Annotated in this window: 18 protein-coding genes; 1 reads left to right on the plus strand and 17 read right to left on the minus strand. The window is 34.2% G+C overall.

Going from position 1 to position 24,732, the window contains the following annotated elements; all coding sequences use genetic code 11:
* Positions 1–32: 32 nt before the first annotated feature.
* The 15 genes from pepF to LK443_RS00305 form a co-directional block, all read right to left on the minus strand.
* A complete protein-coding gene (pepF, locus tag LK443_RS00235) occupies positions 33–1,838 on the minus strand; it encodes an oligoendopeptidase F (protein ID WP_227931664.1) in 1,806 nt (601 codons plus the stop codon).
* A gap of 43 nt (positions 1,839–1,881) precedes the next feature.
* Positions 1,882–2,955: an ArsR/SmtB family transcription factor gene (locus LK443_RS00240; protein WP_227931665.1), complete on the minus strand. Its 1,074-nt coding sequence runs from the start codon at positions 2,953–2,955 to the stop codon at positions 1,882–1,884.
* The gene (locus LK443_RS00245) at positions 2,945–4,222 is read right to left on the minus strand and encodes an MFS transporter (RefSeq protein ID WP_227931666.1); all 1,278 of its coding nucleotides are present in this window, start codon (positions 4,220–4,222) and stop codon (positions 2,945–2,947) included. Before LK443_RS00245 ends, LK443_RS00240 begins: the two co-directional genes overlap by 11 nt.
* 126 nt (positions 4,223–4,348) lie before the next feature.
* Entirely contained in the window at positions 4,349–5,440 is a 1,092-nt protein-coding gene (locus LK443_RS00250; protein ID WP_227931667.1) for a CAP domain-containing protein, read from the minus strand.
* Positions 5,441–5,555: 115 nt separating this feature from the next.
* Complete coding sequence (locus LK443_RS00255) at positions 5,556–7,694, minus strand: transglycosylase domain-containing protein (RefSeq protein WP_227931668.1); 2,139 nt, start codon at positions 7,692–7,694, stop codon at positions 5,556–5,558.
* A 373-nt stretch (positions 7,695–8,067) separates the two neighbouring features.
* Positions 8,068–8,502, minus strand: coding sequence for a NusG domain II-containing protein (locus tag LK443_RS00260; protein ID WP_227931669.1), 435 nt, complete (start codon positions 8,500–8,502; stop codon positions 8,068–8,070).
* Between the two features lie 439 nt (positions 8,503–8,941).
* A complete protein-coding gene (locus tag LK443_RS00265; RefSeq protein WP_227931670.1) occupies positions 8,942–9,850 on the minus strand; it encodes an ABC transporter permease in 909 nt (302 codons plus the stop codon).
* Positions 9,851–9,867: 17 nt separating this feature from the next.
* Entirely contained in the window at positions 9,868–10,830 is a 963-nt protein-coding gene (gene opp4B, locus LK443_RS00270; protein ID WP_227931671.1) for an oligopeptide ABC transporter permease, read from the minus strand.
* Positions 10,831–10,833: 3 nt separating this feature from the next.
* Positions 10,834–11,781, minus strand: coding sequence for an ABC transporter ATP-binding protein (locus LK443_RS00275; RefSeq protein WP_227931672.1), 948 nt, complete (start codon positions 11,779–11,781; stop codon positions 10,834–10,836).
* Positions 11,781–12,782, minus strand: a complete 1,002-nt coding sequence (locus LK443_RS00280) for an ABC transporter ATP-binding protein (RefSeq protein ID WP_227931673.1) — start codon at positions 12,780–12,782, stop codon at positions 11,781–11,783. Before LK443_RS00280 ends, LK443_RS00275 begins: the two co-directional genes overlap by 1 nt.
* Positions 12,783–13,156: 374 nt before the next feature.
* The gene (locus tag LK443_RS00285) at positions 13,157–14,941 is read right to left on the minus strand and encodes an oligopeptide ABC transporter substrate-binding protein (RefSeq protein WP_227931674.1); all 1,785 of its coding nucleotides are present in this window, start codon (positions 14,939–14,941) and stop codon (positions 13,157–13,159) included.
* 203 nt (positions 14,942–15,144) lie between these two features.
* Positions 15,145–16,926, minus strand: coding sequence for an oligopeptide ABC transporter substrate-binding protein (locus LK443_RS00290; RefSeq protein ID WP_227931675.1), 1,782 nt, complete (start codon positions 16,924–16,926; stop codon positions 15,145–15,147).
* 194 nt (positions 16,927–17,120) lie between these two features.
* The gene (locus tag LK443_RS00295; RefSeq protein ID WP_227931676.1) at positions 17,121–18,881 is read right to left on the minus strand and encodes a M3 family oligoendopeptidase; all 1,761 of its coding nucleotides are present in this window, start codon (positions 18,879–18,881) and stop codon (positions 17,121–17,123) included.
* 68 nt (positions 18,882–18,949) lie between these two features.
* Positions 18,950–20,302: a PFL family protein gene (locus tag LK443_RS00300; protein ID WP_227931677.1), complete on the minus strand. Its 1,353-nt coding sequence runs from the start codon at positions 20,300–20,302 to the stop codon at positions 18,950–18,952.
* A gap of 8 nt (positions 20,303–20,310) precedes the next feature.
* Complete coding sequence (locus LK443_RS00305; protein WP_227931678.1) at positions 20,311–20,583, minus strand: ACT domain-containing protein; 273 nt, start codon at positions 20,581–20,583, stop codon at positions 20,311–20,313.
* A gap of 145 nt (positions 20,584–20,728) precedes the next feature.
* On the opposite strand from LK443_RS00305, the gene LK443_RS09420 reads away from it, so the two are divergent.
* Positions 20,729–21,598 carry a helix-turn-helix domain-containing protein gene (locus LK443_RS09420; protein ID WP_322563562.1) on the plus strand — a complete coding sequence of 290 codons (870 nt, stop codon included), beginning with the start codon at positions 20,729–20,731 and terminating at the stop codon, positions 21,596–21,598.
* 134 nt (positions 21,599–21,732) lie between these two features.
* On the opposite strand, the gene LK443_RS00315 is transcribed toward LK443_RS09420, so the two are convergent.
* Both LK443_RS00315 and LK443_RS00320 read right to left on the minus strand, forming a co-directional pair.
* Positions 21,733–24,216, minus strand: a complete 2,484-nt coding sequence (locus LK443_RS00315) for an ATP-dependent Clp protease ATP-binding subunit (protein ID WP_227931679.1) — start codon at positions 24,214–24,216, stop codon at positions 21,733–21,735.
* Between the two features lie 11 nt (positions 24,217–24,227).
* Positions 24,228–24,689: a CtsR family transcriptional regulator gene (locus tag LK443_RS00320; protein ID WP_227931680.1), complete on the minus strand. Its 462-nt coding sequence runs from the start codon at positions 24,687–24,689 to the stop codon at positions 24,228–24,230.
* Between the last annotated feature and the right edge of the window lie 43 nt (positions 24,690–24,732).

The raw sequence follows: 24,732 nt of genomic DNA on the forward strand, positions 1-24,732 counted from the left end.
CTTTTCTATTTTTACACTACTTCAGACAAGTCTTATTTTAATTCCTCTGTCAATTCATATAATTGATCCACTAATTTTCCTACATAAGCAATGGCTTCTTTTAGCGGTTGTTCTGTTGAAACATCACATCCGGCATGACGTGCTAAGTCTTTCGCAGAAAGGCTACCACCTAACGCTAATGTATCTTTCCAAACTTGCGCTTGAGAAGGATCTTCCTCAATCTTATTCGCAATTGCAGTACCAATTGTTAAACCAGCAGAATAAGTATATGGATATAATCCCATATAATAGTGAGGTTGACGCATCCAAGTTAGCTCTGCTCCTTCATTCACAACAAGACTATCACCGAAGAACTCTTCCATCACTTCACGTTTTACTTTAGACAACACATCTGCATTTAACATTTCATTATTGTCTACCATCTTGTAAATACGATCTTGGAATACTGCTTCTAAATAGTGAGTCACCATATTATGGAAATAAGTACGGCTAATCATATTACTGATAACCCAACGTTTGAAACGAGCATCTGTACTATTTTTCAATAAATAATTTGATACAATGACTTCATTACAAGTTGATGGAGCTTCTACAAAGTATAATGAACATTCGTTATTTAACATGGTTAACTCTTCCCCAACACGTTTAAAGTGGTAGGCATGTCCTAATTCATGAGCTAATACGAATACTTCATTCATTTTTCCAGTCCATGATAATAAAATATAGCTCGCTACTTTTGGAACAGTCGCACAGAATCCACCTGTACTCTTTCCAATATTTTGTGGGAAGTCCGTCCAACGTTTGTCGTAACTTTCGTCAATCATATCTTTATAATCTTCCCCTAAAATTCCAAGAGCTTTCTTCAAATAGTCTCTAGATTCTTCAATGGACATATCTACTTCAAAATCAGGATCCAAATTAATTTTACAGTCTGCAAATTGCATGTCTGCAACATTATGTTCTCTTGCTAATAAGCGAATATAACGTTGAATATGTGGTGCCAAATCTGTCATTAATGTACGAATTTGACGATCATATAATTCACGATCCCCATCTTGTTGATCTAATAAGTAATCAATAACGCTATCATATCCACGCATCGTTGCAATCATTTTTTCATTTTTAATCGTTGAAATATATTCATTCGCAACGGTATTTTTATAGCGATTTAATGTTTTATAGAAACTTTTCGCTGCATTACGACGAATTTCAGTATGATTATCCATTTCATGCAAGTTTTCATATAAAACAAAACTATTTTCATAAGTTTTTCCATCAGCTTCAAATGAGTCAAATTCCATATCTTCATGTTTTGTTACTTCATATAATTGATAGAAACTTGGTAAGCTAGACATATTTGATAAAACTTGTTCTGCATCTTTTGATAAAGTATGAGCTTTGGCACGAATAATTTTTTCAATAAAGTAAGATAAATCTGGACGTTTTTCTGCCACAAATTGGCGTAATAAACTTTCTTCTAGTCCTACGATTTCAGTATCATAGAAACTCATATTCAAAGCCCAAGCACTAGCTAATTGTTCAAATAAAGTCGCATTTTCAACCACTGTATCATTGAAACGGTCAACAGTCATTGGTAATTCTGCGTAATGAGATAAACGGTAGAATGTTTCATATAAAGCTTCATATTCTTCAGTAGCAGCAGTTAATACTTCTAAATCCGCTAGTTTATCTTCATATTTTCCTTTAAAGCTCTTTAATTGAGCTTCTGTTTCCTTTAATGTTGTACGATACGCTTCATCACTTGGGTATAATAAACTCATATCCCAAGTAATCGATTGATCGACTTCACTACGTTTTACTAATTTTACATCACTCATCTGTATCCCTCCATACATTCTTTTGTATTGCTATTATAGCATATTATTTTTCATTCTCTAATGTATTCGTCATAAAACTATCTTCCATTAATCCATTCATCACTTCTGTAATTAATTCTGTATAAATTGCTTGCGTACAATCCTTCTTATTCCAACCATGAACGACTAAATTTGATAAGAGTAATTCATTAATATGGTACGAAACCGTAGCAGAAGTAATGCCCAATTGTTCCGCAATGCCTTTCACACTCTTTGTACCCTTTGCGATTTCGCAAAAAATTTGATACCTTGTTTTATCTCCTAAATTTTTGAAAACATTAATCCGTTCTTGTTGTTTATCCAATTTAGTCTGGATTATATGTTGAATCACTTCTAATGATTTTGCCCCTAGTATTAAAATTTCAGAATCTTGGAAAAAGAAATCCGATAATAATAAGGTTGGAATCACTGAAATTTCGTCCGATTTCCAGTCGATTTCCTCGATGAGTTTTGTCCCTGAAAATGCTTCTACTAAAATTGTTGGGTGCTCTTGAACAGTAGTTTCAAATTCCTCATAAGATTTTTCTAAAATTGGTAAATATTCTGCATACACTTTTTCAAATATTGGCTTCAGTGTTTGATGCAAGGTAATAAAATCTTCGACAAACTTTTTAGGTTGCGACATTATTGTAAAGTAATTCCAACGTAAAGTATCGTCAATCGGCAGATTTTTTAAGAAATCTAAAAATGCAAATTGATTCCCTAATAATTCTGTAACTTTATCTTCGACACTCGCTTCCTCTTCATCTTGCTTCACAATATTGGTCATTAATTGTTTCTTAATTTCCTCCTCATCTATTTTTTCTAAATCTTCTGCATACGCCTCAAAAGAACGATAATGAAGGATATTTTTTACATTCATAAAAAAATTGCTTAAAACATCATCCTTATAGTAATAACGAATGTTATCTTTATACGGTTCCAAAGGAATACTCATCTGTTTCATTTCTTCCACTATATCTTCTAATTGCTCTTCTAAAGATGATAAAGGACGTTCTTCATCTCGATCCTTTTTCAATATTAACATTGGATATAGGAGCTGATTAACAAACTCCATTTGTTCTTGTTTAAATTGCATTTTTCGCCTCCTTACTAGAATCATGATACATACGATTCGCTATTATTAAGAATACCACTAATCCCACAATAGAAACAACTAAACACACCGTTGCATTAAAATAATCTAAAATAATTCCAAAAACTAATTGTCCAATTGGAACAGAAATCGTAGATAACATTCCCAATGTAGTACCAATTCTTCCTAAAAATTGTTCGGGAATGATTTTTTCAGAAATCGTAGATAATTGAATATTAATGTATGTCGCTAAAATAGAAACTACGATAAATCCTACAAGTATACTTGCTATTGCCATCCATTGATTCATTGAAAAAATATCTCGAGCCATTGTCCCACACATGACCACAAATAATCCAACAACAAATCCAACTGTATATTTCAATAATAGATGAACAGGTTCTTTACTCTCTGTGATTAAACGATACGCAATAAGTGGAGAAATCATACTCACTACTGCTACAAATGATTGAAACATACTAAATTCTTCATTGGTAAATTGTAATGTTACCCTTATAAAGTAAGTAATGACAATTCCAAAAATAGGAGACATTAAAAAATTAATAAATAAAGCTAGCAATACGACAATCATTAAATTCGGGATTTCAAACGCTATTTGAATCCCTTCTTTGAAATCAGCCCAAAAACTGTTGACAACAGATTGTTCATTATCCATTTGCTGTTGAACTTTACGTTCAGGAATTTTCATAAACGCATAACCCATCATTGTAAAAAATAAAATACTCCCTGAAATGAATAAAGAACCTGTAATAGAAAAAGTTGAATAAATAAACGCTGCTACAAATGGTGTCATAATATTCACAATTCCATTATCGACTTGCATCCAAGTATTTGCTAGAGCTAATTGACTTTCTTCAACAATTGCCGGCAAAACACTCATCATTGGACCCGATTGAAAAACTTCTACTAATTCTAAAATAATGACCAAAACATAAATGGCCACTAAAGATAAACTACTTGCTACATAAGTTCCCAGTCCAAATATCACCAACGTAATAACAGTCATCAGCGTTGTATAAACCAACCCTTTTTGTCGATTCACTCGATCGCCCCAAACTCCTGCAATCGGAGAAAAAAGTAAACGTGGAAAAATAATAATCGATAAAATACTCGCAAAAGCAGTTGCAGAACCCGTCTTATCTAACACATAGAGTGATAAAGCATATTGAATAATATTACTTGCTGCTCCCGCAAATGTACTGCTAAACCATAATTTTCTAAAATTCGCATTGTTTAATATGATATCCATAAAACTTCACACTCACTTTCTAATATAATTAGATAAACATCTAACTTTATTAGAAGTTTACTACTAAAAAATAAAAAAGTCAACAAAAATTAGATAAAATTCTAATTTTGTTGACTTTCAATATTATTACATTTCAGAATTCCATTTACCAGTTGCATCTACATAGTAACTTCCAATCCATGTATCACGAGCTAATTCACCATTTTGCCCTAAATAGTATGAATCTTTCCAATAATCACGAGCATATTTTCCATTATCATGTAAGTAGAACCAGTTTTGATAATTCGAATCATAAACCCATTCTCCACTAGCCATATAACCGCCAGCTTCTAAATAGTAGTCACCTTTCCAAGTGTTTTCAAGGTATTCTCCATTTTCATCTAAATAGAACCAACTTGAGTAATTCGCATCATAAATCCATTGAGAAATCACTTTTTCACCATTTTTATAATAATGACGATTTACCCACCCATTTAATACTTTATTCGAAGTTTCAGCTTTAAAAGCTGTTCTAAAACTACGATAATTTCCTTTTGCAGTAGAAACTTTTGAAGTATCTCCACTCATTTCAACATTAACAGTAGCAGAACCATTTCTTCCTAAATAATTTTCAGCAAGATTTGAATCGAATCCATTTGATTTTAACCACTCAGTATTTGTAAAAGCTTGTGCAGTAATGATTCCTTTTCCATCTTGTTGGAAAGCTACTAAAGCTGTATGAGTAAAATCAGGACGAATTAAATTCCAATAATGTCCTATTTGTTCCCCAACTTCTAATGGTTGGTGATTTACTTTTGATTTTACATAAGCGGCTTTTTCACCATAGAAATACTCAATTCCTTCTAAAACTCCAGAACGATTCCAAGCTAAGTTTTCACCATAACTACGGACATTATCTTTTACAATACTAAACGGATTACTTTCTCCATTCGGACGACTATGTGCTAATAATACTGAAGCTTCTGCAGAACGAACTTCTGCAATTTTTTCTAAAGCTGTTGACCATTTAATGGGTACATAACGGTCTACTAAACCTTCCTCATAAGCTTCTTTACGAATTTCATTAATACGATTAATCATCGCTTCTTTACTATCAGATACATATGTTCCACTTACAACTGTTTCTTCAGCAAAGGCTGTTGTATTCTGACTATACGTACTAACTGTAAAAAGTATTAAAGCTGTAAGACCACCAAAAAATAGTTTTTTATATTTCATAGTTTTCCCCCCTATTCAATCTTCGTAAACTAGTATACACGAATTTCATGTCAACTATAGAGCAGTTATGTAACAGTTTAATGTCATTTTATTACTATTACTTTTCTAACAAATTTTATTGCCCTATTTTTTTCCAAAATTGTCCTGTCCACTCTTGGACTTTTGACCATAATTGTTTACCAGTTTCCTCCGCTTTTTGAATGAACTCATCTACATTTAATGACGAATCTTTTTTCTCAGTAGTGACAGCAGGAGCGACACCAAATGGTGTGTTTTTTGGATAGGTACTTAATAATCCATACATTTCTAATTGGAATAAAGGTCCCACTCCATGTGTGCTTGATACAGCAAGAGAATATTTTGCAGAATCATCATACCCCATCCAAGTCGCAACAACCATATCCGGTGTATATCCAATCATCCACTGATCTCTCGCACCAGCTTCTCCATTTACCGTTTCTGTTGTACCTGTTTTCCCTGCAATCGTATAACCTGCTGGCGCAGCATTCGCTCCACCACCACCAGGCGCATACACGGTTAATAACATACTTGTCATTTTATCAGCAACTGTTTCACTCGTCACTTTATTTGTTTGAGGAGTTGTATTATCAACAATCACTGCACCCGTTGCATCTACAATTTTAGTGACAAATCTACCTTTTGCACGAACGCCTTTATTAGCAAAAGTTGTATAAGCCGATGCCATTTCCATTGGAGAAACTCCTTTAGTTAGTCCTCCTAATGCAATTCCTAAATATTCGTCCTCTGGAACCGTTGAAATTCCAAATTGATGAACTTTTTCAATTCCTTTTTTCAACCCTAATTGATCAAGTAACCAAACAGCAGGAGCATTCCAACTTAAACTTAATGCTTCAGTCATTGTTACAGTTCCCTTATTTTGATGATTCCAGTTTTCAGGAGTATATTTTTCCGGCCCATATGAACGCTTTTCATCTACTAAGGTTGAATTAGGTTCATAGCCTTCCTCTAAGGCTAAAGTATAGACAGCTAAAGGTTTAAACGTTGAACCAGGTTGAACTTTCATTTGAGTTGCACGGTTAAATCCTCTAAAAGTATGCTTCCCTGCTCCATCAATTCTTCCCCCAACTACAGCTAACACATTTCCCGTTTGAGGTTCCATCGCAATAGAAGCAGCTTGAGCTTTCGTACCATCATCATAAGCCGGATATAATTGTGTGTTCCCAAATGTTTCTTCCATATCTGCTTGTAATTTTTGATTTAATCCAGTATAAATGCGATACCCTTTATTAAATAAATCCTCTTCCTTAATCCCATAATTTTGAGTAATTTCATTAATTACTGCATCAAAATAATAAGGATAACGATATCTTGAATTGGCTACATAACTATCTACAAGAACAATATCTGATTCCGAAGCAATATTCGCATCTTGCTCACTAATCTTTCCATTCGTCACCATTAATTGTAATACCGTAGCTCGTCTTTTTACAGTAGCATCATAATGATCAATAGGATTATAATAACTTGGTGCCTTTAAAGAACCTGCAAGTATTGCTGATTCACTAATGGATAAATCTGCTGCACTTTTTCCAAAATAACGTTGAGCAGCATTTTCAATCCCATATGCACCATTACCAAAATATGCATTATTCAAATACATCTCTAAAATTTGATCTTTTGTATAATGTTTTTCAATTTCAAAACTTAAAAATAATTCTTTGGCTTTTCTTAAAAATGTTTGATCTAATGTTAAAAATGCATTTTTTGCTAATTGCTGCGTTAAAGTACTACCCCCACCAACAATATTTCCACGATGAAGAATTAATCCAGCAAACGCACGAACAATCCCAATCGGATCAAAGCCTTTATGATCATAAAACCGTTTATCTTCTGTAGAGATAACAGCATCTTTCATCGAAGTAGAAATATTATCTATGGATACATATTCTGCTTTCGAGATATTTAAAGCACCTGCTTCTTTTGATTCCGCATCATAAATAACAGTTTCTTGAATCATCCCTGCCCTTAAACCACTCACATCTGCAGTCTTTGCCCCATATACTAAATAGGCTAAAAAGAAAGCAATGAAAGTTAAAAATATTGTACAAAATAGTTTTGTTACATGAAATTTTTTCCAAAATTCTCTCATTTTTTTAATCCATGGATGATGCCATATTTTTTTATACCATTTATCTTTTGAACCAATTTCTTTCTCACTATTATCCTGACGAGAAGGAATTTTTTGCGGTTCTAAAGGTTGATTGTCATTCATAAAATTCTCTCATTTCCTTAATTTCGATATAATATTATCGTAACATGAATCAATTTAACTGACAAATAATAGCACAAGTTTTAACGATTTATTAAAAAACAAAAAAGACTTCTTATAGTAGCAAGCCATGAGACTCGCTTTTGCGAGACTGCTGCCGTCCCTTACTACTTTAGAGAAGTCTAATTCTTATTCGCACTCTCATAAATATCCGTTAAAACAGAATAGACTTCTTATAGCAGTATGCGTAACAGCAGCCACACTTGTGGCTACTGTTACTAGGAAATTTTGAGACCATAGGCTCAAAATTTAGCCATGAAACCGAAGGTTTGCTGGCGTCCTATACTGCTATTAAAGAAGTCTAATTCTGTTCCGTTTACAGGGGAATAATAGTATCCGTTTCTTCGGTAGGTTCCTGCGTCGAAACAATCTCAATCATCAACCCATGCGGCAAACAAATACTCGTTTGCCCCACTCTAGAAATCCAACCCGTCTTAACTGCAATTTGATCAGGACTATTATCTTCCTTATCCCTAATTCTAGTCCCATCTACTTCAATAATATTATATTGCTCATCACTAGGGAAATAAATAAATTCCTCTCTCGGAGTATCCTCTTTCAATTCAAAACGTTGCACTTCTTCACCATTAATCGTAACAACAGCATAAATCTTCGCTTCCTCAGTCGAAGACGTCATCTGTTGTACCGCAAAAATAACATTTGGTAAAAACGATAAAATAAATAAGGCAATTACAATAATAATGTCATAAGGCTTCACTAAATGTTGATACTTCTTAAATTTCTCTCTCATAAATCCTCCATTAAAATTATTAGCCATTCTATTTTACAAAAAAATACGATTTTACACAACCAAAAAGACAAAACAAAAAAGACTTCTCATAGTAGCTGCCGTCCTTTGCTACTATATAGAGAAGTCTAATTTTTTTACGTACCCTCATAAATATCTGCAAATAGGAAACTCTGAGACCCAGGCTCAGAGTTTAGCAATGAGACTCGCTTTTGCGAGGCTGCTTGCGTCCTATACTGCTATTGAAGAAATCTAATTCTTTACGTACCCTCATTAAACATCCAATAAAATAGAAAGGACTTCTCATAGTAGCATATGTACAAGTAGCTGCTTTTGGCTACTTGTACTAGGAAACTTTGAGACCTTAGGCTCAAAGTTTAGGCATGAGACCGCAGGGCTGCTGCCGTCCTTTGCTACTATATAGAGAAGTCTAATTATATTTTTAACCTAGACGTTGTCGAGCATCCGCTGCACGTTGGAACGCTTGTCCAATATAGTTGATACATAACATCATTACTAAGATTAAAATTGTTGCAGGTAACCATACCCACATTTTGTTTTCAATAATATCTTGCGTTTTAGCTGCAGAAATCAACGTTCCTAAAGAAGGAGTTGTATACGGTAAACCGAAACCTAGATAAGTTAAACCAGTTTCAATACCAATATTCCCTGCTAAACGTAAAATTAAGTTAACAATAATTAACGAACTAATGTTAGGTAAAATCTCGCGGAACATAATTTGTAAATCACTTGAACCTAAAGTCTTAGACGCATTTACATAATCTAAACTAGCTTCTTGCAACGTACGAGTTCTAAATAAACGAGCTGAACCAACCCAGTAGAACAATGTCATAATTAAGATAAAGTGGAACAATGTATAGTTTGGAATAACTGTTACGAATACGATGATAATCATTAATGTTGGTAAAATCATAATGAAATCAACAATACGCATTAATGTAGTATCAACCCATTTACCATAGTAACCAGAAATCAAACCAACGATAATCCCGATAATACACGTTAAAATTGTAATCGTGAAACCAATTGTTACAGAGTTACGAGCCCCGATAACTAACATCGCAAATACATCACGACCACCTTCATCAGATCCTAATAAATATCCATTCACACCCGGTGCTTTATAACGTTGTAAAATATTTACTTTCAAGGCAGTTGCTTCATCAATGAAGAACGGACCAATGTAAATAAATAAGAAAATTAAAGTTAAGATGATTAATGCTGCAAGAGCAATTCTATCTTTTAAAAATTCACGCACAATAACCTGGAACCCAGTAGGTGGGGTAGATACGGTGCTTTCTTTTGTTACATCTTTTTTATCTTGCGCCATTTGCTACTCCTCCTTTTCTATTGTACGCGAACCCTAGGGTCAACGATACTCATAATAATATCAGATAATAATGTTCCTAATAGTGTTGCTGTACCAAATAGTAATAACAACGCTAAAATAACAGAATAGTCACGAGATGAAATTGAACTTACGAATAAGTTCCCCATTCCAGGATATGAGAAGATGTTTTCAATAAACACTGAACCACCGATTAAACCAGTGAATTCATAACCTAAGAACGCTGCGATAGGTAAAATTGAGTTACGGAAAATGTGACGGTTAAATACTACTTTTTCAGGAACCCCTTTTGCACGAGCTGTACGAACATAGTCTTGACTCTTCGCATCAATTACCCCAGTTCTTAAATATTGAACTGTACCTGTAGTTGATAAAATCGCCATTGTTAATGCCGGTAATAATAAGTGGTGGAATCGATTCATTAAATAAGTAACTGAACCTGGTGATACACCTGAATCAACCGAACCACGAGTTGGGAACCAACCTAATGTATAACCAAATAACCATAATAGAATTAAGGCAAATACGAATGTTGGAATCGAATAAGTAATGAAGTTATAAACAATGATTAACTTATCAGCCCAAGAGTTTTGATAACGTCCTGCAATCATCCCTAAAGGAAGTGCAATTAAATACGTTAAAATTAATGTTAATAATGATAACCATACTGTATTACCAATACGTTCACCAATTAATTTAGTAACGGCATATTTATAAGTATAACTTTGTCCAAAGTCTCCTTGGAATGCTTTCCCCATCCAACGAACATATTGGATATACCATGGATCATAGAAACCAGCTTTCACACGTAAAGCTTCAATTGTGTTTGGATCTGTTTCAGGAGTAATTAAACCTGTAAACGGATCCCCTGGCATCATCTTAGCAATTAAGAATGCTAATAAACTTAAAATTAAGATTTGTGGCACCATTAGTAGCACACGACGTAATATAGTTTTCCACATAGTCTAGTTACCTCCCTTTATTGACGGATTCAACGCAACAAAATGCGAATCTGATAATGGTTGTAAATCGAATACACGACCATTTTCGTCATAGTACATTGTTTGATTTTCTTGATAGAATTTCTCAGCTTCAATACGACGTTGTTTGTTCGCTTCACGGTTTACTGGGTCAATAACTGGAATAGCTGATAATAAACGTTTTGTATAAATATGTTGAGGATTTGCATAAATATCATCTGCTTTTCCTGTTTCAACAAAACGTCCACGATACATAATGAATAATTCATCACACATGTGTTTTACAACCCCAAGGTCATGAGAAATGAATAAATAACTTAAGTTAAATTCATCTTGAATACGTTTCATATAGTTTAATACTTGCGCTTGTACAGATAAGTCCAAAGCAGATACTGGTTCATCGGCAATAATTAAACGTGGATTACTTGCTAATGCACGAGCTACTCCAATACGTTGACGTTGTCCACCAGAGAATTGGTGAGGATATTTTAATAATGCTTCTTCAGATAAACCGATAATTTCCATTAATTCAATAACTTTACGACGTTCTTCTTCTGGAGATAAACGGTCAAAGTTACGTAATGGCTCAGCCACGATATCTAAAATACGTTTTTTAGGATTAAAACTTGATAATGAATCTTGGAAAATCATTTGTACATTACGATTATAATCAGAAGTACGACGACGTGCTTTATTTGTCACATCTTGGCCTTCATATAATACTTTACCACTTGTAACTTGCTCTAAACCGATAATTGATTTACCGATTGTTGATTTACCAGAACCGGATTCACCTACAAGTCCATAAGTTTTTCCTTCTTCAATTTCCAATGTAACACCATCAACAGCATATACATGATCCGTCACTCGGTTAAAGAAGCCACTTCTAATTGGATAGTGAACTTTTAAATCTTCAATTCTTACAAAACCCATTATGCTTCCTCCCCTTCAAAATGGAAATTTTTATAACATGTACAACGAACAAAATGTCCTTTACCAACTTCGTGTAATGTTGGATTTTCTTCATGTTCTTCATCAGAAATCCATGGAATACGAGGAGCAAAACGGCATCCTGTACGTGGTAAGCTTGGTAACGGAGGAACTGTCCCTTCAATCACGTGTAATTCTTGTCCTTCTGAACCAGCTTGAGGAATTGATTGTAATAATGAACGAGTATATGGATGTTTAGGATTTGTAAATAATTCCTCTACAGGAGCAATCTCAACAAATTGTCCAGCATACATCACAGCTACACGATCAGCAGTTTCCGCAACTACCCCAAGGTCGTGCGTAATTAAAATAATTCCTGATTGTGTTTCTTCTTGAATTTCATTTAATAAATCTAAGATTTGTGCTTGAATGGTTACGTCAAGCGCAGTTGTTGGTTCGTCAGCGATAATAATTGGCGGTTTACATGATAATGCAATCGCAATGACAACACGTTGACGCATCCCACCTGATAATTCATGTGGGTATTGTTTAAATGTACGTTGTGGATTTGGAATCCCTACTTGTGCAAGTAATTCTAACACACGTTCTGTACGTTGTTTTTCATCTAAATCTGTATGATATAATAGTGCTTCGTCAATTTGAGCACCAATCGTCATTAAAGGGTTTAATGAAGCCAATGGATCTTGGAAAATCATTCCAATATCATTTCCACGAATTTTATTATATAAAGTTTCATTTAAATTCACTAAGTTTACATCATTATAAATAATGTCCCCTGTAATTTTTGTGTTTAATTTATTATGCAAGCCCATAATTGTAGTTGCTAATGTAGATTTACCACATCCAGATTCCCCTACAATTGCTAAAATTTCATTTTTCTCTAATGATAATGAAACACCATCAACCGCATCATAAAAATCATCTTTAATACGGAATCCAACGTGTAAATTGTTGATTTCTAATAATGGTTTATCGATAGCCAAATTCTATTCCTCCTTTGTCTGAATCGTATGTTTGTCCTACAGCATTCAAATCAATAATATTCTTTAAACGTTATTGATATTATACGTATTTTCAACTGAAAATGCAAATTGTATGACAATTCCATTTTTAAAATTACGTATGTTTATTCTACCATGATTCTTTGAAAATTCCTATGATTTTCTACAGAAATTTTTAATAATTTTCTCATCTTTTCTATAAAAACGGTTTCAAAAAGAGCCCATTTCATTGAACTTTACATCAATTGATTTTTTCTTATATCAAGTTATCGTTATTTCGTATGATTATAAAACGAAAAAGACTTTTAACAGTAGCTAGCGTCCCTTACTACTTGTTAAAAGTCCTATTCTATCCCTTATTTGACTGGAGTATCCGCCACTAATTCCATTTCATTAATCGCATTTTTTGGATTATTCGAAGCGATATCCGTACTATAATATTTCACTCGTTTATTCACAGCGGTAATTTGATTCCCAATTAAAGTTGGGAAAACAAATGCTTGATCATGAACATATTTTTGCCATTCTTTATAATACTCAAAATTTTTAGCATCATCGAATGCACTTTCAGAATTAATTTTATTGAAGATAGCTGTTTGTTCTTTACTTACAAAACGAGTATAGTTATACTTCGCGTCTTCCCCATATAACCCTGTTGGATCTGGGTCAAAACCAGTATTCCATCCTGCAGTAAACATATCAATTTCTGGGTCATTTGCTTCTACCTTATCATAGAAACTATTCACTTCCATTGTACGTCCGTTTACTAATTGAACATCTAATCCAATTTCTTTCCACCATAATAAATATTGTTGAATTAATGATTCATTCGCATCATCACGCGTACGAGCCACAAAGTTAATCGTTAATTTAGAACCATCTTTATTTTCTCTTAATCCATCACCATCTACATCTTTATATCCTGCATCATCTAACATTTTTTTAGCTTTTTCTGGATTATACGTAAATCCTTCTTGATCTTTGTTATAAACATCTTTGAAGAAAGGGATGATTAAAGAATTCGTTCCTCTTTGCAATCCGTTATACAAACTCTTTCCTGCTTGATCAATATCTAATGCATAAGCAATCGCTTGACGTAAAACTGGGTCAGACATTTTGGCATTTGGATTCATGACATTTTTACTAATTGATTCATCCCATTTTCCTAATTGGAATGCAATATATTCATAAGCAGAATCCTCGCTACCTAATAAAGTAACATTCGTTAAATCTTTATAAGTATCAAATTGAGCTCTTGGCATAGAAGCAATATCATATTTTCCTGCTTTCATTTCAGAAACAATACTATCTGGAGAAACAAGTTCTGCTACTATCTTATCTAATTTTGGTCTTCCTTTATAATAGTACTCATTTGCTTTATAAGTCACTGATTCACCTGGAACAATCGATTCAATGGTAAAAGCGCCTAAGCCTACTACTTTTGTTCCACGAACATAATCACTTTGTTCCCAATCTTTTACAGGAATCGTTGAAAAAATATGTTTAGGCATAATGTAAGAACTAATTGGTCCACCTGCTAATTTCATGGATGGAGTCATTTCTTTATAATGAATTTTTACTGAATAATCATCAATTTTTTCTAACCCTGAAATACTAGATGCTTGTCCATTATGAAATTCTTCCATTCCTTCGATATTTTTATAATTCGCATCATAACGAACACCTGTATAATCTTTATCTCCAATCCCTTCATAAGCAAAGATATAGTCATCTATAGTAACCGGTTGCCCATCAGACCATTTATAATCTTTAGAATTTAATGTTACTTTAACAGTCTTACCTGGAACATCAAATTCTAACGATGCTAAACCTGAATTGACTAGTTTACGATTTGCATCATATTCAAACATTGTTCCATCAACATAGCCTGTTAAAGCCGCATCTGTTGAATCTGAAGCTAATTCATCAATAAAAAGTCCACTAAAAGGAGATGCACTTACGATGGCATATTTTAATGTTCCACCTTTTATTGGTGTTCCTTCATGAGTAACTTCCTTCGCAAATATTCTATCCTTTGCGTTTGAGTCATTTACCCCATCTGTAGAGTTCTTCGGAGAACATGCTCCTAAAACAGCAACTACTGCAAGTGAGGATAAGATTGCCTTGCTTTGTTTTTTCATGATTTTCCACCCTTTTTGGTTTATTTTTTATCACTATTATTTTAGCACACTGACCCACCATTTCAACCGCTTACAAATATTTCTTCCCAAATTCTAATAAACTCCTCATCGATTTCTATGAAAATCTCATATAAAATTCTCTTACAATACGAACAAAAAAACTCGACTCAATATCTTTCATTGAGTCGAGAAAAAACGTGGGCTTATTTAACTGGTTCATTTGCAGTTAATTGCAATTTAGCCATAGAAGATTTTTCGTTGTTTGATCCAAGTTTTGTATCAAAGTATTTCACACGTTTGTTAACAGCAGTAACTTTCTCACCAGTAATAGTTGGGAAAATAAACGCATTATCGTGTACATATTTTTGCCATTCTTTATAGAATTGAATATTCTTAGAATTATCAAATGCTTCAGTAGAAGAAATTTTCTCCATAAGGGCATTTCCTTCAGCACTTGTATAACGTTGGAGATTGAACTTAGCTTTTTCTCCGAATAATCCTGATGGATTTGGATCGTAACCAGTTGACCAACCACCAGCAAACATATCAATTTCAGGATCATCAGTTTGAATTTTTTCGTAGAAGCTGTTTACTTCAATTGTACGTCCTGTATACAATTGAACATCCAATCCAACTTCTTTCCACCATAATAGATATTGTTGAATTAATGATTCGTTCGCATCATCACGCTTACGAGCTGCAAAGTTAATGGTTAATTTAGAACCATCTTTGTTTTCACGTAATCCATCGCCATCTACATCTTTATAACCTGCATCATCTAAAAGTTTTTTAGCTTTTTCTGGATTATAAGCAAATCCTTCTTGATCTTTGTTGTAAATATCTTTGAAGAATGGGATGATAATTGAGTTTGCACCATGTTGTAATCCATTATACAAGTTTTTACCTGCTGTATTTGGGTCAATCGCATAAGCAATTGCTTGACGTAAAGCTACATCACCCATTTTTGGATTTTCACTTAACACATTCTTACCTTGTTCTTGATCCCATTTACCAAGTTTAAATCCAATATATTCATAAGCTGATTCTAAAGAACTTACAAAAGTAACATTTGTTAAATCTTTAAATGAATCGTATTGAGCTCTTGGCATCTCGGCAATATCGTATTTACCAGCTTTCATTTCTGATACGATACTATCTGGAGAAACTACTTCCATCACTAGTTTATCAATGTTTGGACGACCTTTGAAGTAGTTAGGGTTAGCGACCATTGTTACAGATTCACCTGGTACCATTGATTCAATTGTAAACGCTCCTAGACCAACGAATGATTTACCACGAACGGCATCACTTTGTTCCCAATCAGCTACAGGAATTTTAGAGAATACATGTTTTGGCATAATAAAACTACATACTGCACCTCCTGCTAATTGCATTGAAGGTGTCATTTCTTTGTAGTGAATTTTCACTGTGTAGTCATCTAATTTTTCTAAACCAGAGATTGTTGAAGCAGAACCATTGTGGTATTCATCCATTCCTTCAATGTTTTCATAATCTCTATCATAACGTACACCTGTGTAGTCTTTGTGACCAATTCCTTCATAAGCGAAGATGTAGTCATCGATTGTTACTTTTTCTCCATCTGACCATTTATAGTCTTGAGAATTTAATTTAACAGTTGCTGTTTTACCTTCTACATCAAATGAAATAGAAGCTAATCCTGAGTTCACTAATTTACGATTATCATCATATTCAAACATTGGTGCATCAATCATATCTCCAACAATTGAATCTGTAACATCTTGTGATAATTCATCCATAAACACGCCCTTTAATGGTGATGATGAAACAATCGCATAATTTAATGTTCCACCTTTAATTGGTTCACCATCGTGAGTAATTTCAGAAACAAATTTTGATTTATCTGCTCCCTCTGTTGTTGTAGTTGGTGTTGTTGTTTTCGAACCACATGCTGCCATCGTCAATGCTACTGCTGCAGTTGGTAACCAAAGCCATTTTCTTTTCATCGTTTTCATCTCTCCTTAATAAAATCTTCTTTAAAAATTCATTTTTTAATTAAGATATTATTATATTAACATAAAAATAGGATTTTGCAAGACTTTTTTAATCTTTTTTTAATTTGTTTTCATTTTATCTCATTTTTATGCAAAAAAGACTTCTCTCATCGGCATTACCGATAGAAAAGTCTTAATAAATATTATCATTTAACTTGAGTATCCGATACTACTTCTAATGGAGTTAAAGCGATAAATGCATCGATTGACTCTGCTACTTCTGCTAATGCTTTCTTCCAAAATTCTGGAGTACTTACATCTACTCCTAAAACTTTAGCAGTATCTTCTACACTTGATACAGTAGTTGCACGAAGTAATTCTTGATATTTTTCTACAAAGCCTTCTGGTTGTTCTTGGTAAATGGCATATAATCCTTTAGAGAATAATCCACCAAATGCATATGGGAAGTTATAGAAACTTAATCCAGTACTATAGTAATGCGGTTTACATGCCCACATATATGGATGTAAGTAAGATTGATCTAGTCCGTCACCATACGCTTCTTTTTGTGCAGACAACATCATTTCTTCTAAATCTTTAGAGAACATAAATGATTGTTCACGATTTTCAAAAACAGCTGACTCGAATAAATAACGAGAATAAATATCGACAATAATTTGTGTTGTATCTTGTAATTGAGATTCAATTAATGCAATTTTTTCTTCATCACTTGCTTCTTTAATCGCTGTATTCATAATGATGTTTTCATTAAATGTTGAAGCTGTTTCTGCAACTGGCATTGAATAGTCTTGGTTTAATGGACGATGGTTTTCAATATGTAACCCATGATATGCATGTCCTAATTCGTGCGCTAATGTTACAACGTCACTTAATGAACCAGTGAAGTTTGTTAAAACACGTGATTGCTTAATCATTGGTAAGTTTGAACAGAATGCTCCACCAACTTTCCCTTTACGAGGGTAGAAATCAATATAGTGTTTATCAAAGAATTCTTCTGTCATTTCTGCTAAATCAGCTGAGAATGTCTTGAAGTTTTCAATTAAGTAATCTTTTGATTCTTCCACTGTAAATGTACGACTGCTGTTTCCAACTGGTGCAAATAAATCATAAAATGGTAGTCCATTTTCATGACCTAATAAAGCTGCTTTATGGCGTAAATATTTTCTAAAGTTTGGTAAATATTCACGGATTGCTTCTAATAATGCCTCTAAAGTTTCACGACTCATACGAGAAGCTTCTAACGTATGCGCTAATGGCGATTCAAATCCACGTAAGCTAGAAGTTGTTAATACTTCTTTTTTAATATGGTTTAATGAAAACGCAATTGGTTCTTTAATCGCATCATACATTTTCAACTCTGCTTCATACGCTGATTTACGTACTTCTGCATCGCTATCATAGGCTTTCCCACGAATTTCACTTAAAGTAACTACTTCGCCTTTATATTCGCCTTGAGCGCTCGACCACATAAAGTCAAACAATTGAGACCAAGCTTTTCCGCCACTAATGGACATTTTTGCTAAAACTTCTTCTAACTCATCACTTAATAAGTGAGCTGCATCTTTTTTAGCTTCTTCAAAATAATAACGATATTCTGCTAAGAAAGGATCGGTTGTAATATCTGTTTGAATCGTTCCTAAAAATTTTGAAACTTTTGCATAAGTAGCTTGTAAATCAGCTGAAACTCCTGCTAATTGTACTTCTACTTGTGTCGCCGTTTCATGCGTTGTATCTGTCGCTAATGTTAAATGAATATAATTATATAAACGACCTGTTAAAACTGTTGATTCTTCTAATAATTTTACAACCTTTGTAATTCCTTCAATCGAATCTTCTAGTGTTAAACTTTCAAATTTACCTTTTAACGCTTTATAAGCTTCTACATCTTGTTTAAATTCTTGACTTTCAAATGATGGGTATAAATCTTCTAATGTCCATTCATACATCTTTCATTCCTCCTCTTTTTGTGTATCTTTCATTATACTATATCTAGTACACTTTTTCCATGATAGGATTAATTTTTCAATGATTGTACAGGAGCTGGAATACGTCCTCCACGGTTGACAAATAAGTCACAATTTCCCTCTTTTACTGGCATAATTGGAGCATAACCTAACAATCCACCAAACTCTACAGAATCTCCGACTTTTCCACCAGGAACAAGGATTATACGTACAGCAGTTGTTTTTGTATTGATCATACCAATAGCAGCTTCATCCGCTATAATTCCTGAAATCGTAGTAGCAGAAGTGTCCCCAGGTACAGCAATCATATCCAATCCAACGGAACATACTGCTGTCATCGCTTCTAATTTATCTAATGTTAAAACACCGTTGGCAGCCGCTTCAATCATTCCTTCGTCCTCAGAAACTGGAATAAATGCTCCACTTAATCCACCAACTGCAGAACTAGCCATCATACCACCTTTTTTCACAGCATCATTTAATAATGCTAAGGCTGCTGTTGTTCCATGAGTTCCTGTCACTGACAAGCCCATTTCTTCTAAAATACGAGCCACTGAATCCCCTACTGCAGGAGTTGGTGCAAGAGATAAGTCTAAAATCCCAAATGGAATTCCTAACATTTGACTTGCTTTTTGACCAATCAATTCTCCAACACGAGTAATTTTAAACGCTGTTTTCTTAACGATTTCTGCAATTTCTGTTAATGTTTCAGCTTCATGATTTTCAAGGGCTGCTTTTACAACCCCAGGTCCAGAAACTCCAACATTAATCACGGCATCTGCTTCTCCACTACCATGGAAAGCTCCCGCCATAAATGGATTATCTTCTACTGCATTACAGAAAATTACGACTTTGGCACAACCAAATCCTTCTGGAGTAATTTCAGCTGTTTCTTTAATGATTTCTCCGACTAATTTTACAGCATCCATATTAATTCCGGCTTTTGTAGATCCAATATTCACAGAGCTACAGACAATGTCGGTAACCTTCATCGCTTCTGGAATCGAACGAATTAACACTTCATCTGAAGGACTCATTCCTTTTTGAACTAAGGCAGAAAATCCACCAATAAAAGATACGCCAATGGCTTTGGCTGCTCGATCTAATGTTTGTGCAATAGATACATAGCTATCTGCTTTTGTAGCTGCTGCAATTTGAGCAATCGGTGTTACAGAAATTCGTTGGTTTACAATTGGCACACCATATTGCAACGATAATTCGTGAGCAGTTTTCACTAAATCTTTTCCGATACGAGTAATTTTGTTGTAAATATTTTGATTTAATACATCGATATCTGGATGAATACAATCATGTAAATCAATTCCAATTGTAATTGTACGAACATCAAAGTTTTGTTCTTTTACCATCGAAATTGTTTCTAAAATTTCACTATGTTGAACCATTCCTTCACCTAACCAATCCGATGCATCGCTTCAAAAAATTCATGATTTTGAATGCGGATATCTAATGCTAAATTTTTTCCATGTTCGCGAATATAAGGAACCAATTCTACAAATGGCATTTTGCTTGCTGATACATCTACTAAGATTAACATGGTAAAATATTCATCCATAATTTCTTGAGAGATATTTACAATATTAATATTTTGTTCTGCTAATAATTTTGATACTTCATAAACAATACCGACACGATCTTTGCCGACAACTGTTACGACTGCTTTCATTTTCTCACTCCTTTTATAAAGTTGTTTCTATTGTATCGAATTTTTCAAAAAAATCCTAGTCAAAACTGTATTTTTCATTTTCTTCTTTTTCTTTCCAAGCTCTTTTAGTGTATACTACAAGAGAAGAATGAAAAAGGAGACGCTTATGAAATACGAAGAATGGTTACATTTATTTCCAAATTCTAAAATCATGCATCATATTCCACAAGATACGAAGGATTATGTTATTTCTATAGAAGAGAAGACTTATTTACAAATTCCATATGAAGAATTATCCAGTCGTGAATTAGCTTTAATTGAAACCTTAACAAAAATGCCGGTAAAAATGGCAACCCAACTTCCACCTTGGCAACAGTATTTAGAACAAGGAGGGCAATGCCCAGTTCAATTGGAAAATATTCAATTCATTCACGTTTGTTTAATTCAAAAAAATAATGATTTTAATGAACAAGAATGGGTGGAAATGATGCAAGAGATTTTCGGAGATGTCATCACGAGTTTTTCTTGTTTTCCAAAGCATTATACGATTGTGAGAAAGACGGATGTTGAGAAGATTTCGACTCAGGAGTTGCAAGCAATCCATGCAACGGTTGAGGAAGATTTTGCGGTTTCTATGAAGATTTTGATTGGGAATGTTTGGAAAATGTCAGAGGAAATTCCGGGGATTTATCAAGCGGAGAAAGCTTTATTTGTGGCGTATTTGCATGAGTCGAATAAGCAGACTTGTTTGGCATTTGCGCCAATGGTTTTATGGGGATTCACTCAGAAAAAGTTAGATTTTTCACCCATTCCTGAGACTTTGTATGCGCAAATGGTTCAGGATGAGTTTCCGGATTTAATTGAGGCGTTGTGGCAAGAGCGTGGGACTTTGACGAAGGCGGCTACTCGTTTGTTTATTCATCGTAATACGTTGCAATATCGGATTGATCGGTTTGGGCAGTTGACGGGATTGGCATTGAAGAATATGGACGATCTGACTCTCTGTCATTTTCTTTTGATGCAACAGGAATACTAAAAAATATAAATCCTCTCACCATTTCTTTGATAGTGAGGTCGCAAGCAGCCACCGATGGTGTCTCATTGCTAAAAATAATTTAAAACAACACTAGCCTCGCTTTCGCGAGGCTATCCATTACTTTTCATCCATCATTACACAAGAACAGGAGTTTTTACAGCTTTTTCTTTTTTCTCTTTCCCTTTAATGGTAATTTTCCCTTTTGTGGCACCAATAGTAACTTGTTGTCCGAAGCGGATTTCTCCCCTTAACAATGCTTCACTTAATGGATCTTCAATTTTCTTTTGAATCGCACGGCGAATTGGTCTTGCTCCGTATTCTGGATCAAACCCTTCATTTGCTAGTACATCTAATACTGCAGAAGTAATTTTCACTGTAATATTCAATTCTTGTAATCTTGAAGTAATTTCTTTTGCCATAATGCCAACAATTTGTCTTAATTCTTCTTTTTGAAGTTTATGGAAGACAATTGTTTCATCAATACGGTTTAATAATTCTGGTCTAAATGAATTTTTCAATTCTTCACGAATTCGTTTTTCCATTGCATCATGGTTTTGTTGAACCGTTTTCGCACCGAATCCTACCGATTTTTCTTCACGAAGAGCGACAGCACCAAGGTTTGACGTCATGATGATTACTGTATTTCTAAAGTCCACTTTTCTTCCTTTTGAATCAGTTAAATGTCCATCATCTAATACTTGTAATAAAATATTAAACACATCTGGATGAGCTTTTTCAATTTCATCTAGTAAAATCACGGCATAAGGACGTTGACGAATTTTTTCAGTTAATTGACCACCTTCATCAAATCCAACATATCCTGGAGGCGAACCTACTAAACGGCTAACGGAATGTTTTTCCATATATTCAGACATATCAATTCTGACTAATGCATCTTGTTCTCCAAACATTGCTTCTGCTAAAGTTTTCGCTAATTCTGTCTTCCCAACACCAGTTGGCCCTAAGAATAAGAAGGAACCAATTGGACGACGTGGATCTTTTAAACCACTTCTTGCACGACGAATCGAACGAGCAACCGCACTAACGGCTTCCGATTGTCCAATGACACGTTTGTGTAAGACAGATTCTAAGTTGATTAAACGTTCGCTTTCTTTTTTCTCCATTTGTTGAAGAGGAATTCCTGTCCATTGAGAAACAACTTCTGCAATATCCCCTTCTCCAATCGAAGCAATATAATCTGTTTTTGGTGAAGCTTCTAATTTTTCGATTAATTTTTCAAGTTTATCTCTTTTCGCTAATTCTTTTTTACGGAATTTGGCTGCTTCATCAAAGTTTTGGTGTTGAATCGCTTGGTTTTTCAATTGTTCAAACTGTAAAATTTCTTCTTCTAATAATACGATTGGAGAAACTTTTGTTGTCACATCTAAACGTGCTTTTGCAGCCGTTTCGTCCATTAAGTCAATGGCTTTATCTGGAAGACGTCTTGAAGTGATGTAACGAACGGATAATTGTACAGCTGCTTGAATCGCTTCATCTGTAATTTCAACATGGTGATGCGCTTCATATTGTTTTCTCAAGCCTTTTAAAATTTGAATACTATCTTCAGCAGTTGGTTCTTCTACATGAATAGAAGCAAAACGACGTTCTAAGGCAGCATCTTTTTCAATGTATTTTTGATACTCATCTAAAGTCGTTGCACCAATGACTTGTAATTCACCACGAGCTAAGGCAGGTTTTAAGATATTCGAAGCATCAATGGCTCCTTCTGCTCCACCTGCACCAATAAGTGTATGTAATTCATCGATGAATAAAATCACATCTTGCTGCGTATAAATTTCTTCAATGATTTTCTTCATACGTTCTTCAAATTCACCACGATATTTTGTTCCTGCTACTAAAGCACCCATATCTAACATCATTAAACGTTTGCTAGCAATTTCTTCAGGAACTTCACCATTGACCATACGTTGAGCTAATCCTTCTACAATAGCAGTCTTACCAACACCAGGCTCCCCAACTAATACAGGATTATTTTTTGTACGGCGGCTAATCACTTGAATCATACGACGAACTTCTTCATTTCTTCCAATTACTGGATCTAGTTTCCCTTGTCGAGCTAAGGCTGTTAAATCTCTTGATAAGCTATCCAATGTTGGGGTTTTATCTTTGGCATTGCCACCAGACACTTGACCTTTTGTTGAACGAGCTTTTGAAGGTTGAATGCCAATTTTTTCATAAATTGTCTTCATTAATTCTTCTAATTCAATTTGATGATCACGCATAATTTTCGTTGCTAATACTTCTTCTTGAAGTAAGCCTAATAATAAATGCTCTGTTCCTACTTGAGGAATTTTCAACCGTTTTGCTTCTTCTGTCGCTGCAACCACTACTTTTTTAGCTCTAGGAGAATAAGGCATTAAATAGGGATCGATTTCTTTACGATTGCTTCCATATCCTGTTAATGCTTCAATTTCTTGACGAACACTCTCAGCTGTTAACCCTCTTTCTCTTAAAAGGATTCCGGCAATCCCTTCTTGTTCAATGACTAGACCTAATAATAAATGCTCCGTACCCACTGCTTGATGCCTAAAAGAAATTGCTTCTTGAGCAGCGAATACCATAGCATTCCGTGCTTTTTCTGTAAACATTTCACTCATTCACGTCACCCCTACTTATACTTTAAACTGGTTAATATATTTTTCATCATATTACTACGAAGTTGATTACTACATTGCTCTGCTTCTGTTAATGATTCTTTCGACATTGCAATAGACAATAATTGTGCTTCTCTTTTTGAGAGGAGCTCATTATCATACAGATTTTGTAAAATATGATTGGCTTGTTTCATCGATAATTCTTCTGGAACTACTTCCAATAAGGCATCAATCATATCCATATCATCTACTAAATTGACTTTCATAATACGGATATACCCACCACCACCACGCTTACTTTCCACAACATATCCTTGTTGAACCGTAAAACGTGTATTAATCACATAATTGATTTGTGATGGCACACAATTGAAACGATCCGCAATTTCACTGCGGCGAATCTCAACTTTTTCTTGTGCTAATAAGACATTTTTTAAATATTCTTCAATAATATCCGACATATTTGACGGTTGCATACAAACGCTCCTCCCTTTTGACTTTCTTTGACTTTCATTATAC

The sequence above is a fragment of the Granulicatella elegans genome (assembly GCF_020735385.1).
GTDB classification, from domain to species: domain Bacteria; phylum Bacillota; class Bacilli; order Lactobacillales; family Aerococcaceae; genus Granulicatella; species Granulicatella elegans_B.